12 protein-coding genes, 1 tRNA gene, 1 other RNA gene and 1 pseudogene are annotated in these 13,925 nt (G+C 33.3%); 7 read left to right on the top strand and 8 right to left on the bottom strand.

The genetic code is table 11. The features are described from left to right. Nucleotides 1-118 precede the first annotated feature (118 nt). A complete protein-coding gene (locus HU235_RS19140) occupies nucleotides 119-1,075 on the bottom strand; it encodes a GGDEF domain-containing protein (RefSeq protein ID WP_095300906.1) in 957 nt (318 codons plus the stop codon). 374 nt (nucleotides 1,076-1,449) lie between these two features. Between HU235_RS19140 and HU235_RS19135 the strand changes: the two genes are divergently transcribed. From HU235_RS19135 to HU235_RS19110, 6 genes are all read left to right on the top strand, one after another. Next, the gene (locus HU235_RS19135) at nucleotides 1,450-1,824 is read left to right on the top strand and encodes a nucleotide excision repair endonuclease (RefSeq protein WP_095300905.1); all 375 of its coding nucleotides are present in this window, start codon (nucleotides 1,450-1,452) and stop codon (nucleotides 1,822-1,824) included. A gap of 173 nt (nucleotides 1,825-1,997) precedes the next feature. Beyond that, an RNA gene (ffs, locus tag HU235_RS19130) (signal recognition particle sRNA large type) lies at nucleotides 1,998-2,265 on the top strand. A gap of 13 nt (nucleotides 2,266-2,278) precedes the next feature. Continuing rightward, nucleotides 2,279-2,351, top strand: a tRNA-Ala gene (locus HU235_RS19125). 340 nt (nucleotides 2,352-2,691) lie between these two features. Next, on the top strand, nucleotides 2,692-3,660 hold the full coding sequence (locus tag HU235_RS19120) for an AAA family ATPase (RefSeq protein ID WP_174881248.1): 969 nt from the start codon (nucleotides 2,692-2,694) through the stop codon (nucleotides 3,658-3,660). Between the two features lie 5 nt (nucleotides 3,661-3,665). After that, a complete protein-coding gene (locus tag HU235_RS19115) occupies nucleotides 3,666-4,787 on the top strand; it encodes a DUF58 domain-containing protein (protein WP_174881247.1) in 1,122 nt (373 codons plus the stop codon). Next, nucleotides 4,777-6,111, top strand: coding sequence for a hypothetical protein (locus HU235_RS19110; protein ID WP_174881246.1), 1,335 nt, complete (start codon nucleotides 4,777-4,779; stop codon nucleotides 6,109-6,111). The genes HU235_RS19115 and HU235_RS19110 overlap by 11 nt, the downstream gene beginning before the upstream one ends. A 69-nt stretch (nucleotides 6,112-6,180) precedes the next feature. On the opposite strand, the gene HU235_RS19105 is transcribed toward HU235_RS19110, so the two are convergent. Genes HU235_RS19105 through HU235_RS19090 form a run of 4 tightly spaced genes read right to left on the bottom strand, consistent with a single transcriptional unit; the run spans nucleotide 6,181 to nucleotide 10,222 of the window. Beyond that, nucleotides 6,181-6,345 carry a hypothetical protein gene (locus tag HU235_RS19105; RefSeq protein WP_170944369.1) on the bottom strand — a complete coding sequence of 55 codons (165 nt, stop codon included), beginning with the start codon at nucleotides 6,343-6,345 and terminating at the stop codon, nucleotides 6,181-6,183. A gap of 24 nt (nucleotides 6,346-6,369) precedes the next feature. After that, nucleotides 6,370-7,500 (bottom strand): Ger(x)C family spore germination protein, encoded by a 1,131-nt coding sequence (locus tag HU235_RS19100; protein ID WP_170944368.1) that lies wholly within the window; start codon nucleotides 7,498-7,500, stop codon nucleotides 6,370-6,372. Nucleotides 7,501-7,534: 34 nt separating this feature from the next. Next, nucleotides 7,535-9,079, bottom strand: coding sequence for a spore germination protein (locus HU235_RS19095; protein WP_095300900.1), 1,545 nt, complete (start codon nucleotides 9,077-9,079; stop codon nucleotides 7,535-7,537). Nucleotides 9,080-9,115: 36 nt separating this feature from the next. Continuing rightward, nucleotides 9,116-10,222, bottom strand: coding sequence for a GerAB/ArcD/ProY family transporter (locus tag HU235_RS19090; protein ID WP_174881245.1), 1,107 nt, complete (start codon nucleotides 10,220-10,222; stop codon nucleotides 9,116-9,118). Between the two features lie 499 nt (nucleotides 10,223-10,721). Between HU235_RS19090 and xerS the strand changes: the two genes are divergently transcribed. After that, on the top strand, nucleotides 10,722-11,801 hold the full coding sequence (xerS, locus tag HU235_RS19085) for a tyrosine recombinase XerS (protein WP_174881244.1): 1,080 nt from the start codon (nucleotides 10,722-10,724) through the stop codon (nucleotides 11,799-11,801). 393 nt (nucleotides 11,802-12,194) lie between these two features. On the opposite strand, the gene HU235_RS19080 is transcribed toward xerS, so the two are convergent. The 3 genes and pseudogenes from HU235_RS19080 to HU235_RS25145 all read right to left on the bottom strand — a co-directional run. Beyond that, nucleotides 12,195-12,977: an ABC transporter permease gene (locus HU235_RS19080; RefSeq protein WP_174881243.1), complete on the bottom strand. Its 783-nt coding sequence runs from the start codon at nucleotides 12,975-12,977 to the stop codon at nucleotides 12,195-12,197. Continuing rightward, nucleotides 12,974-13,603, bottom strand: a complete 630-nt coding sequence (locus tag HU235_RS19075) for an ABC transporter ATP-binding protein (protein ID WP_174881242.1) — start codon at nucleotides 13,601-13,603, stop codon at nucleotides 12,974-12,976. Before HU235_RS19075 ends, HU235_RS19080 begins: the two co-directional genes overlap by 4 nt. A 197-nt stretch (nucleotides 13,604-13,800) precedes the next feature. Further along, a pseudogene (locus tag HU235_RS25145) lies at nucleotides 13,801-13,925 on the bottom strand (IS200/IS605 family transposase); the annotation flags it as partial.

The raw sequence follows: 13,925 nt of genomic DNA, 5'->3' as shown, positions 1-13,925 counted from the left end.
AATATTTTATTCATCATACTGAAACTAAATAAAATAGTGGGTGCTTTTCTTTATTAAGTTCTTTTACGACGTATTGAAAACACCCGCTCGACACCTTTTAAATGCTTGAATTTATTAATTAATGCCTTATGCACAAGGAATCATCCATGTAGCAGCTATTTTGAACCCGCTTGCAATATTTCTTTATTTTTGTGGCATTTGCTACAATTTCCTCAACTGAGCGGTACTGTTTATTTTGCCGAGAAATAACCGCAATGGATATCGCAACAAGAGGAATTTTTTCTACCTTACCTAATCTGTTTTCGGCTGTAATAAACCCTTGTGAAAAATGCTCTTCTGTATAGAAATGACGAATCAGCTTATCAAAATCCTGAATGATCTGTTCACAAACATTTTGATATGAATGGTTATATAATATAGCAAGAAAATCATCCCCACCGATATGACCAAGAAAATCAGAAGTACCGTTTAAATGATGCTTTAAAAGTGCTGCAGTTTCTTGAATCATTTGATCGCCTTTTGAAAATCCATAGATATCGTTATATGTCTTAAAATGATCTAAATCAATATATAGGACAGAGAACACAGTTTCCTTTAATGCTTCATGTAATTTTTCATTTATAATTTGGTTCCCCGGTAGCCCAGTAAGTGGATTCATATAGGTTGCTATTTTTGATTGAACCTTTGCTAATGTTATTAAAAGTGTACGAATACTAACAACTCCATGATAATATCCATCTTTCGTAACGATTATATAATCATAAAGTTGCTCTTCTTTTCTCTTCATCGCTCGTTCACTTACATCAGTAATTGATTGGTAATAATCAACACATAATATATTTGAATTCATTAATAAGCGTACTGTTCTTCCCATGTAAAGATTATAACCGTATAATGTACCGAGTTTTTGATAGAAGCTCGTTCTTGTAATAAGAGCAATCGGTATTTCATTTTCTGTAACAACTATACCTTGTGTACTGGAATCCTCTGTAAATAGTTGGTCAACAATTTGATTCGATGTGGAAGCATTCACCTTTGGAACAATTTCAGAAATCTCTCCAATGAATATATTCATCTTAATCTCCTTGTAATACTCGATTATTAAAAGATTTTTATATAAAACAATATTCTTGTTATTTTTAGATAGGTTAAATCTAACACACAGAGAAAAACTACTTTTTCTTTATACTTACGTCCATTTTAATGCTTCATAGCAGTGATTTAAAAAACTAGTAACAAATCAATTTTACCGATTATTGTATTATTATGGAATTATTTTTTATTATTAATTTTAATCTACAAATATAAAGGAAATGTTAACCATATGTAAATCTTACCATGAATTGTCGACAAAAGCTTTTTAAAGATTTTTAAATAAATATAAAAATCATTGTAAATTATATAAATTAAAGATATAGTTTTATGGATACTCAAAAAGGAAGTGTTCCGATGATTAAAATTGAAAAACCGCAAGCAGACGTCACTATTTTTAAAAGAAAACAGCAACAAACTGAAAATGAACCCGTTATACCATCTATTCAAGGATTTATCGATCTTCATAAAATCCCTAGAGATAAAGGTGGAATCATCTTATTTTTTAATCGGGACGATGAATTATTATTTGTCGGTAAGGCTAGAAAACTGAGACAACGAGTGAAAAAACATTTGGAGGATAACGTTTCACCTTTAAAGGACCATAGAGGAGACATACATAAAATTGAAGTTAGTATTGTTGAAGATCCAATGGAACGAGAAATTTATGAGACATATTTGATTAACAAATTACATGCAAAATATAATGCAGATAAGGTATTTTATAAGTAATTGTTAACATAAAATCTCATAAAGGATTAGCATTATACCCATTACATAAATTACCATATCATTCAAATAAGCTTTCATGATATAGTATTAATGTAATAGTTGATGGTAAGGATTCAAAACTTACATTGTACTATTAGTGGAATACAAACATAATTTACTCATCATCATACATACCGTGCTAGATGGGGAGCTGGCGGTGCCCTTTTACCCGCAATCCGCCTTAGCGGGGTTGAATTCCTTTTCAGCGGTATGGTTTAGGTAAGGATTGCCTTTAGAAAAGCAGTGATGACAGTTGGGGTCCGCGCAACAGAAGTCTATGAACCTGGTCAGGCCTGGAAGGGAGCAGCCATAAGTAGAACAATCTGTGTGCCGCTGGGTAGCCCTGATCGAGCCGGCTCCTAAAGTAACACTTATCTATCCATATCAATGTAAGGTGCACGGTTTAAAATATTTTGGGGCCTTAGCTCAGCTGGGAGAGCGCCTGCTTTGCACGCAGGAGGTCAGCGGTTCGATCCCGCTAGGCTCCATACATACTTATAAAAAACTACGAGGCATATTTTTGAATCGTAGTTTTTTTGCTATTTTAGGCTTTTTGTTCTTTTTTTCATTGCTATATTAAAGAGAGCAATAAACCGAAATTTCTCTTAGGTATTAGGCTTACATTATTTTCTTCAAATTCAAACAGACACTTATCAGTTTATTATCAAATAAAAAGTACTATTATTTATTCTTGAGTTTATTACAATAAATGTATACGATTCTTTTTATACACGTTATAATGGTAGCGATTACATAGGAATATAGTTAAAATAAGGTAATAGTATTTTAAATTTATAATGTTCTTCTCACTTAAAGGGGGATAAAGAAATGAACTTAGCCGATATACATTATCTTGCAGAAAAGATGAAAGAAACGATTCAAAGAGTTGTCATCGGAAAAGATGAACAAATCAACCATTTACTCATTGCACTATTCTCATCAGGGCATGTGCTTTTAGAGGACGTTCCAGGAACAGGGAAGACATTGCTAGCAAAAACATTAGCAAAGTCGTTGTCATGCAGCTTTAATCGAATTCAATTTACACCAGATTTGCTACCAACTGATATAACAGGAATGAATTTTTATAATCAAAAGGAGGGGGTATTTGAGTTTAGACCTGGCGCTATTTTTTCAAATATTGTCCTTGCAGATGAATTAAATCGCGCAACTCCTCGAACACAATCAAGCTTACTTGAATGTATGGAAGAACGACAAACAACAATAGATGGACATACATATCAATTAAGACGCCCCTTCATGGTCATCGCAACACAAAATCCAGTAGAAAACCACGGAACCTTCCCATTACCTGAGGCTCAGCTCGATCGATTTTTACTAAAGATTCAATTAGGGTATCCAACGAAAGAAGAAGGATTACATATATTAAAACGATTTAAGAATGTGAATCCATTAGAAGATATCGATTCTATCGCAAGCACAGAGGAAATACTTGCTGCACAAGACTTATATTCTAGTATTTATGTCAGTGATGATGTTCTTTTATATATTATGAATATTGTCGAAATGACTAGAGCACATTCCGCAGTCGAATTAGGTGTAAGCCCTCGTGGAAGTCAAGCTTTATTAAAGGCAGTTCAAGTATTAGCGATATTAAAAGGAAGAGATTATGTTAGTCCAGATGATGTGAAAGAAATGGTGAAACCAGTTCTAGGTCATCGGATACTTTTGAAATCTGTAATAAGAGCTAAATTTACTAAAGTTGAGAGTATATTAGACGAAATTATTAGTTCTGTGCCAGTTCCAACAGAAAAAGCTCTCACGAAAGGTGTCCATTAGTAAATATGAGTATCTCCTGGTTTATCATTATTACTTGTTTAATCGCATTAATTCAAAGCATTATTTTCAATAAATGGGGGTTATCAAGGGTCAAATATCAACGGTTCTTTAGTAAAGAAGCAGTGTTTGCTGGTGAAGAAATTGAAATGATTGACCAAATTTCAAATCATAAATTACTTCCAATTCCATGGCTTAGATTAGAATCAAAGATTGATAAGCAATTACAATTTTTAAAGAAACAGGATCAAGAAATTGAAATTCATAGTGAAGAGTTTCATCGAACTTTATTTAGTCTTTTACCGTTTCAAAAAATAACAAGAAGGCATAGGGTACGTTGTAATAAACGAGGATATTATGAGCTTAAATCTGTTTCTTTGACAATTGGTGATGTCCTTGGTCTTGGGGAATCCTTTCATCATGTCGATGCTGTAGCTACTGTAATTGTTTACCCTGAAATTATCCCAACTGATGACATTCCTTTACCTTCTCATAGCTGGCTTGGTGAAATTTCCGTTAGAAGGTGGATTATAGATGATCCATTTATTATGGCAGGTGTTAAAAAATACGCTTATGGTGACCCAATGAATAGTGTCAATTGGAAGGCAACTGCACGTACCAATAGTTTACAAGTGAATAAGCGAGATACGACTGCAGATCATGAGTTAATGATATATGTGAATTTTGACGAGTCAGAGGACATTTGGATGCCGATACAAAATATGGAACTTATCGAGAAGGCTATATCCTATGCAGCTTCTATTGCTCATTACAGTATTTCAAAAGGGATTCCAACTGGTTTTGTCTGTAATTCCTATTTGGTCGAGCCATTTCGAGAAAATCTTGATAGTAATATTAAAAAACCGATTCGAATTGAACCGAAAAATGGAACAGAGCAATTAACCTTTATATATGATACGATGGCTAAGCTTTGCATGGATAAAAGCATTAGTTTTAATCATTTATTAAAGGAGGAACTACATAATCGAACGAACAATGATATTCTTATCATTACATTCATAATGACGGAAAGCATGGAGGAATCAATTCGCATTCTTGAAACACAAGGAAACAAAGTGGAAATCATGGTTGTTGATGAAGAGATAGAAGGTGAAAAAGATGAAAAATAATCCATATGGAATTTTGCAAAAGGGAAGTTATGCAGTAATTGAATTCATCCTAGTTTTCCCGGTACTAGTTCTCATGGGAATTTACACCGTTACGGATTATTTTTTGTTCTGGCTAGCAAGTTTACCTACATTCTTTAGTATTGGGTATTTATTTTCAATGCAATTTAATAACAAAATTAAAACACGGTTTATCTATATGGTTCTTATGATTATGATAAGCGTACTCACTTCGCTTCTATTTAGTGACCATTTCATTACGACCATTATTATTTCACTAGTCTATATACTCGTTTTATATCGCAGTAAAGCCTACTATGATAAATCATCTGAGGATTTACTAACCAATTTCACATTATGGGTCATTGGTCTTCCAGTGTATTTTTTTGCTTATTTTATTTATCGTTACTTCGAAGCACTTAATCCATTTCAAAATATCATCACATGGAGTGGGGTACTTTTCATCATCATTACATTATTTCTATCAAATCGTGGTACATTAAAAGCTTCCACCCTAGCGAAAAGTAAAAAAACAAAAGTATCTAAGACGATTAAGAGAAAAAATTATGTTTACATCATAATTATGTTTGGAATCATCTTGTTAGTAACAAACTTTGGTATTGTAAAATCTTTGTTCTATAAAACAATTTCATTATTTATCTCAGGGATTCTTTCATTTCTTTCTTTGTTTAATCATGAGAGCGAACCGATTCAAAAACGTCCCCAAGCTAATGAGCAACCTTTTCCTGTTTTAGAAGCTGGAGAACCTTCGACATTAGCAGTTATCCTTGAAAAGCTCATGTACATAGCCTTTTATATAATCGTAACGCTACTTATCAGCGCTTTAATAATATATGGTGGAAGAAGGATAGGCCATATTATAAGAACCATTTATAAGTGGCTAATGAAACAAATTAGTAAATTTCTTAATTTAAGTGAACCATTTCCACCAGAATTCCTCGAGTATATTGATGAAAAGGAAAGTTTACTTGATTTAAATAAGCTTCAATCAAAAGTAAAAGAGAAAGTAAAAGGATTATTTCGTAATCGATTTTATCAGCAACCAAAATGGGAGGAACTATCCGATCATGAGAGGGTGAGATATGCATACAAGCAACTTGTTAAAAACCAAATCCTTCAAGGTTATCAATTTCAACCATCCAACACATCAACTGAAACATTAAACGATATCATTATGCGTGTCGAAAGCAAGAGACCTGAGTTAAATACCTTAATAAAAAGCTATAGTAAAGCTAGATATGGAAACAAACCATTAAGCTCTGATGAGGTAGAGATTGTTAAAGCATTATTCAACTCACATTTATAAATGAATGTTTAAGGCTGTCTAAACTCAATAGCTTTTCTGAGACAGCCTTTTGATTAAAGAATCAATTAATTACATAAACCCACGGAAAACGGCTAAAATACTTAACCCAAATCCAATTAAGGTGAGAAATGAAAAAATGACTAATTCTTTTTTCTCCTTGTTCCTTACTAGTCTTGGTACTTCCCAAGCAAAGATGAAAGCAAAAGTAAGAAAAATGATAATGTATTTAAGCATTTTTAACCTCACAACAAAAAATTTTTATTTTCTTAATCCCACTCTTCTTAAATAAACCTCAGCATTGATCGAAACATCTAATTGTGAAAACATCTCGTCCCATTTTTTTTTGTAGATAGAATTCCAATCATTTGGATATTTTTTGTATACAGTTTGTCCAAATCCAAATATATCTGAACGATAATCCTTTTGAACCTTATCAACTACTTGTCTGACTCTATTTTCAAGCTCAGTTTCCATTCGTTTTTGCAAGTCTTCAATTACCTTTGGATCATTTAAATTTAAGTGCGAATCATTTTCTATTACTCTTAATTCTGTAATAATATTTACGTCAATCTTTAATTCTCCATGTTCTTTCCTAGGGACAATTTTAGACTCCGCTCTAATGATTTCACCGCTAATATTTCCATCTTCCTTTGAGATAGGATGTGTAATAATCCCTTTACGCAATGTATTTCGAATCCATAAAATCGCTCTAGTTTCAAAGCTATCTAACCAACCGACAAGCTTTTCACCTTTAAACACAGCAGAGCCAGCTATTTTTTGACCTTTATCCTCATCGCTATCTCCGAGTGGTGCAAGTGAATAATGAGGTGCGATGGGTTCCTGTCCCTCTGTCAGTAGCATATCTAGGAAATCCCTTACATAAATCGTAATCCCTTTTCCTAATTTGGCTAATTCCTTTGATTCTTCAGACGCGATACTTTCTAATACAGGTCTTGCTTTTAAGACTTTCAAGGCATCTCCCTTTGTCATCATAATAAAGCTATTTATACGTGGTTCATGGTACCTAGTGTGAAAGTCAATGATATTTTTAACACCTTTTCGAGCTAAATCCTCGCCAATTAATAGCACACGGCTTTGGGAAAAAAATACTTGTCTCCCGATTTTTTCTTGTAGATTATTATAAGCCTCTGATACATTTGCACCTGTCTCAGAAATAATAAATGTACTACTTCCACTTTCTCCACCACTTTGAGTTGGCCCTAATTTTGAAGGAATTGCTACTTGAAGCGATAAGCGAAGTCTTTCATCCTCAGCAAGATCTATTGCAATTGCCGTCACAATCGCAATATCATTCACTTCAACACGATCCCAACAACCACCAAGAAATATCGTTAAAATAAATAAAAGTAAGACTTTAATTGTCCTCATAAGCACCATCCTAACCTAAACCAAACAAATATATCTATTTCTCTCCAAACCGCTTCAAATTTCGTTTTCCTGTTTGTTCTGGACGTTCGTTCATTTTCCACCATGGAACTCGAATAAAGATATCTTTAATATTGTTTAAATTAAAAGGTGCAATCGGTGCTAAATAAGGAACACCAAAGGAACGCAACTTTACAAGATGGACTAAAATAAAGAAGACTCCTAGCAAAATGCCATAAAAACCTAATATAGCCGCTAAAAAAATCATCACGAAGCGAAGAAGCCGAATTGCACCTGTAAATGCATAACTAGGGAACATAAATGAAGCAATTCCTGTTGTCGAAACAACAATAACTAATGGAGCCGAAACAATTCCAGCCTCAACAGCTGCTTGTCCGATTACTAATGCACCGACAATACTTACTGTAGAACCGATTGGCCTTGGCAGCCTTAACCCAGCTTCACGTAAAGCTTCAAAGGTTATTTCCATTAATAATGCTTCAACAACGGCAGGGAAGGGGACTTTCTCCCTTGATGCTGCAACACTAAATAAAAGATTTGTTGGTAATAATTCCTGGTGAAAGGTCGTCACAGCAATATAAATTGCAGGAAATAATAACGCAATTAATAGAAACAAATAGCGAATACCTCTAATAAAGGATGTCATCACAAATCTTCCATAATAGTCTTCAGGAGAATTCATCATTTGAAAAAAGGTGACAGGAACAATTAATGCAAAGGGACTATTATCAACGAGAATCGCTACTCTCCCTTCAAGGATGTTCCCGACAACTCGATCAGGACGTTCCGTTTGTAAGGCTTGAGGAAACACCGTATAAGGGTCATCTTCAATAAATTCTAATATATACCCACTATCCTCAACAGCATCGAGTTCAATACTATTTAAACGCTTCCTTACTTCATCAACGATTGTTTTTTGTGCAATGTTTTCTAAATAGACAACCGCTACATCAGTTTTAGATAATTTTCCAATCTTCAAAGTTTCAAACTTAAGTTTAGTCGTTTTTAATCTCCTGCGAATCATGCTAATATTTGTGCGAATATTTTCATTAAATCCTTCTCTCGGACCTAAAACAACCGCTTCTGATAAAGGTTCATCTATAGAACGCTGGGTAAATTTATGCTCACCAATCAGCAATGCTTGATTATAGCCATTAATTAATAGAACCGTACCACCAGAAAGGATATAATCAATTACTTTTTGATAGGAGGTATCTTTTTCGATTTGTGCGGCACTGATGTCTGCCAAAATATCATCCAAAGTTGGATTCTTCTCTTGATGAAGTCCATCTTTTTCATTTAACAACGGATTAATGACATGATGTTCCATCCTTTTCATATCCACTAATTGATTTAAATATATAATTGTAGCAGGGATAGAATTATGAATTTTAAACTCACGGAAAGAAAAATCTTCTGCGCCATTGAATAACTGTTTAATTTGATCTAGAGTATCTTCAAGATTAGTTGAAATATCTCCCATATCGCTATGTTCATGAATATGTTCTTTTTGATAATGTGGTCCTTTAGTTAATGTTTTTTTTCTTTTAAATAGCGGCAATAGAAGTCCTCCTCAATTAGCTCCTGTCAAATACGTTTATTTTGACCTCTTTTTATTCATTTTGTTACGAATCATCGCTATGATTAATAAAAGAAGTGGGATTATGATTTGGAGCGGAATATGAAAATAGACAGGGACAATCTCCAAACCGATTTCATTATATTCAATCTGATTTGAAGAAATAATTAGGGATAAAGGTGCTATAACCGAGCCTAGACCTAAAAGAATCGAACGATTATGTTTCAACTTAAGCACTTGCGCAATTCCAGATGCAGCCCCATATGTCCAGCCTCCCACCTTAAAAAAAACGCCGGCAACCATCATTAATATAATTAAGGCATCAAATCGTTCTAAAAAATCAGCAATTGAGATCATTCTTGTAGCAGAAAGGAGGGGGAAAAATTGATCCCGATATATTTCTGGTCCTAAGACACTTATCACCATGATAATATTCATAATTAATAAAAAGGTAGTCATCATAATAGCGGCAAATCCTACTTTTTTCAGATTTGACCCCTTAACTAGAAAAGGGAAAAACATCGTAATAATAACTGATTCACCAAACGGGAAGGTTAATACGGTCGGAAATACTTCATTTAGTACTGGCTTAATCCCATTACCTAAAACAGGGGTGAGATTTTCTAGTGTAAATTGATCGACAGTTGATAATAAAATCCAAACAACCGTTATCGCAATAATGTAAACAGGGAACACTACCTCTCCCATACGACCAAAAACTTCAACACCTCCACGTAAACAATAAATCATTAAAATCATAAAGCTGCCAATGACAACCTCCATTGGTGTCTCATCTAAAATTGTTGCAGAAATTAGTTCTCCAAAATCGCGACATGCCTTTGCAGCAAGATAAGTGAAATAGATAATATAAGCTAAAATAATCGGATATGATAAGAATTTGCCAATAATTTTTGGAATCAACTCTATTAATGAATCACCAGGATAGTATCCACATAATTTTATATATACGTACATTAAAAATAATCCACCTAGCATAGAGAGGAGGAAAACTACCCATGCATCTTGCTTCGCACCAGAACCAATATTGTACATAAAGGTATTTCCTATTTGAAAGCAAACAATGACAAAAAATAATTGGAGTGAGCTTATTCTTTCCTTAGGCATCAATAGTCTCCTAAAAATGATATATAGTAGTTAAACGGAATGAATCGTTTGATGGTAACTATTATTTTCCATAAATTAAAAATTATGCAACTATCCGTTATTGAACAATAGTTGATTAATCAAAACTACTTATATGAATAATTGCAGGAGATCAAATAAAAGAATTTTTGCATAAGCTACGAAGGTTTCTTCAAAAGAAAACGTGTAAGACACAAATGTATAAAAATAGCGATTGGAATCTCATTTCTATTTAAAAAGAGAATTAGACTAATTTAAATAGATTAAAAATAAATATCATTTAAATAATTTCATTTATTGGGAAAGAAAGGGGATAAGGTTGTTATGATTTATGAAAAATTCGAAAGGTTTATTCGCAATAAACAATAATGAATCTTAAGAACTCTCCATCTACATTATTACGTAAAATATAAATTTGACGTAATAAACTATAAGAATTAAAATAATCATTAGATAAAATACATTTCGAGGTGTTATTTTTATGAATGAACAATCACAATTACATCATAAAAAATTAAATATATTACTTAAGGATTTACCATGGTATGTTGCGGAATATATCGACCATAAACGAAGAAAGCTTTCAGCAGCATCATTACTAAACTATTGTCATGATTATAAAATCTTTTTTCAATGGATTATATCTGAGCATCTATTTAACGGTAATCTAAAGGACATACCATTACAGCAATTAGAAACATTAACAGTACAGCAAGTTGAAGGCTTTTTAAATGCGCTTCAATATGAATATCATAACAAAGAAGTCACTGTAAATCGAAAGCTTTCAGCCTTAAAATCGCTTTTTAATTATTTGCAAAACATTGCGGAAACAAGAGATTTGAAGCCTTATATCCAGCGAAATGTGATGGCTAAAATAGAATTTAATGAGCTCAAACAAAGCACGGAAACACTAGCAAATAAAATGGAAGGTAAAATTTTATTAGGAGATGAATATGAGAATTTCCGCAGGTTTGTTGCCCATGATTATCGTGAACTTGTAAAAGACAATAAAAAGTTGGTAAACTTTTATACATTTAATCAGGAACGCGATACAGCGATCATCTCATTAATATTAGGCTCAGGACTTCGTTTATCTGAAGTTGTAAACCTCGATTTAGATGATATTGATTTTAACAAATACTCTGCACGTGTTATTCGTAAAGGTAATAAAGAGCAATATGTTTTCTTTAGTAAAATTGCTATGGATGACCTACAGCAGTATTTAATGATTAGAGAAAAACGTTATCATGTTGAAAAATCAAATAAAGCATTATTTGTTGCAGCTCCAATGGGTCCTAAAGGAAAATCAAGACGTTTAACTGCACGATCAATCGAAAAAATGATTGAAAAATATGCAAATGCCTTTGGAAAACCTGCATTATCCGTTCATAAATTACGACATTCATTTGCAACGAGATATCACGCAGAAATTAATGATGTCCCAAAGCTGAGACGACAGCTAGGTCATTCATCAATTCAGACAACGATGATCTATACACATATTAAAAACGATGATCTACGAAGTGCCGTTGATAAGATGGATATACCGAAAGACCATTAATTATGGTCTATTTTTTATACTAGTTTACATAATATATATTCTCGGAAGTTAATAAAAATAATGAATTTCTGTCTCATATCAAAAGTTAACTTAAGAGATTGAGACAGAAAAAATTAAAAATTAATAGTTCGTTTTCATTAAATGCTTAGTTTATAATCGTTTGACTATATTTCATGAGAAATTTATTAGAGTTCATTGTTTCAGCAAATTGTGTAACAAACAATCCTAAAGGAATTAATTTCATTTATCTGGCCATTTTCAATTAAAAAACAATGATTTTCGGCGATATCATATAATTTCTTTTATAATATAAATTCTTGTTACCTTTTATTACTACTACATTCATTGCAATCTACATATGCAGTTGCGTTATCATTAAATCTCCCCCCACTTCTACCCTATAAATTGATTACGTTGATTAAAAAATGTTCGATACCCAAATTGGGTAAAAATAACCATTGTTAATGCTACACTTCCTGAAATGCCTAATAAAACAGCAACTTGATACTCCACTGCTATCAATGGACTGATTCCGGCTAATATTTGCCCTGTCATCATTCCTGGAAGAAAAACGATCCCCATACCTACCATATTATTTATTGTCGGCAAAATTGCAGATTCAAAAGCCGAATTAACGATTGATTTCGTTGCTACCTCTGGCTTTGCCCCAAGCATCAACGCACCTTCAATCAATTGCTTTTCTCTCTGAACCCCATCAATTAAATGTTTAACACCGAGTGTGATACCAGTCATTGAATTTCCAATAATCATTCCAGCGATTGGAATTAAGTATTGTGGTTGGTACCATGGTTCAAAATGTATAACAACAAAATTAAAGTACGCTAGTGTGATAATCGATCCAGATGTAATGGAAATCGCAATGATTTGCTTCATTTTCTTATTCAATGGTCTCCCTACTTGCTTAAACGTATTATATATAGCAAAAGATAGCATTAATAAAACGATAAGTAGGATAAGAAACGGGTTAGGATTCTCAAAAATATAGGTAAGTATATACCCTACTAAAATCAATTGTAATGTCATTCTCGCTGTCGATACCATGATTTGAATTTCCCGCTTCAATCCGCGCCATTTAACAAACCCTATTAAAAGAAGTATAAATACATAGCCTACAGCTAACCTCCAAAACTCAATATCCTTAATTACATTTGTCATACTATCCCCTCCTCCCTTCTCTTTAGGATGATTTTATTCTCACAATATGTATCCGCAATTTGAGGAGAGTGAGTGATTAGAACAACCGTTTGATTTTTTTGTTTTGCGGATTGAATAAAGTTTTTCATAACTAAATGCTCTGTCTCTTCATCTAACGCTGAGGTTGGTTCATCTAATAAAAATACTTCTGGCTCCATTAAATATACCCTCGCCAATGAAAGTCGCTGCTTCTCTCCACCAGATAGAGTCCCCGCTTCTTCATCAAGCTCTTTCTTTAATGACACAATACGTAACGCCTCTTTAAGTTCACGGTCATCTTTTGGCTGATTCTCGGAAAATACTAATCCAATATTGAGATTATCACGAATGGTTCCTTCAAAAATAGTTGGTTGCTGTGGTGCCATTACAACTCGTCTCCGATGAGAGATGGCGTCTTCTTCATTAAGATTTTTCTCTTGAAAATATATTTCACCTTCATCGGGTGAAATCATCAAATTAAGCATTCGTAATAAAGTCGTTTTTCCTGCTCCGCTTTGACCTACTAAACAAGTAATCTTTTGCCCGGGGATCGTCATTTTCTCTATATCGAGAATATCCTTGTACTTAACATTATGTAATTCGAACATATATTCCCACCTCTTTTATATCTACATCTATCTTGGCTGAATACTTTTATTTTGTAAATAATAAAAACCACCCGTGATAACGGGTGGTTTTCTCTGCGGCTGAAAGCCTTTGTTACTGACCAAACCCTAAAGGGCTTCTGAACGGTTCCCCACGTGTACTACTTCTACTGGCCAGACCTAAAAGGCCTTCAACTTACTTACTTTCTTTTCTTTTTCTTTACCTCTTCACCTGTAAAAGGATCAATGTATTCCATCATACTTAATTGTTCTGCGACTATATCATCTTGAATTTGATTTCGTATATATTCTTCTATTACCTTCT

It is taken from the genome of Metabacillus niabensis (assembly GCF_902829255.1).
Classification (GTDB): Bacteria; Bacillota; Bacilli; order Bacillales; family Bacillaceae; genus Metabacillus; species Metabacillus niabensis.
This window is presented reverse-complemented; position numbering and strand designations above follow the sequence as displayed.

Excerpts from the sequence above, each read along its gene's own strand:
- HU235_RS19140 (WP_095300906.1), bottom strand. The coding sequence starts at position 1,075 with ATGAATATATTCATTGGAGAGATTTCTGAAATTGTTCCAAAGGTGAAT.
- HU235_RS19135 (WP_095300905.1), top strand. The coding sequence starts at position 1,450 with ATGATTAAAATTGAAAAACCGCAAGCAGACGTCACTATTTTTAAAAGA.
- HU235_RS19120 (WP_174881248.1), top strand. The coding sequence starts at position 2,692 with ATGAACTTAGCCGATATACATTATCTTGCAGAAAAGATGAAAGAAACG.
- HU235_RS19115 (WP_174881247.1), top strand. The coding sequence starts at position 3,666 with ATGAGTATCTCCTGGTTTATCATTATTACTTGTTTAATCGCATTAATT.
- HU235_RS19110 (WP_174881246.1), top strand. The coding sequence starts at position 4,777 with ATGAAAAATAATCCATATGGAATTTTGCAAAAGGGAAGTTATGCAGTA.
- HU235_RS19105 (WP_170944369.1), bottom strand. The coding sequence starts at position 6,345 with ATGCTTAAATACATTATCATTTTTCTTACTTTTGCTTTCATCTTTGCT.
- HU235_RS19100 (WP_170944368.1), bottom strand. The coding sequence starts at position 7,500 with ATGAGGACAATTAAAGTCTTACTTTTATTTATTTTAACGATATTTCTT.
- HU235_RS19090 (WP_174881245.1), bottom strand. The coding sequence starts at position 10,222 with ATGCCTAAGGAAAGAATAAGCTCACTCCAATTATTTTTTGTCATTGTT.
- xerS (WP_174881244.1), top strand. The coding sequence starts at position 10,722 with ATGAATGAACAATCACAATTACATCATAAAAAATTAAATATATTACTT.
- HU235_RS19080 (WP_174881243.1), bottom strand. The coding sequence starts at position 12,977 with ATGACAAATGTAATTAAGGATATTGAGTTTTGGAGGTTAGCTGTAGGC.
- HU235_RS19075 (WP_174881242.1), bottom strand. The coding sequence starts at position 13,603 with ATGTTCGAATTACATAATGTTAAGTACAAGGATATTCTCGATATAGAG.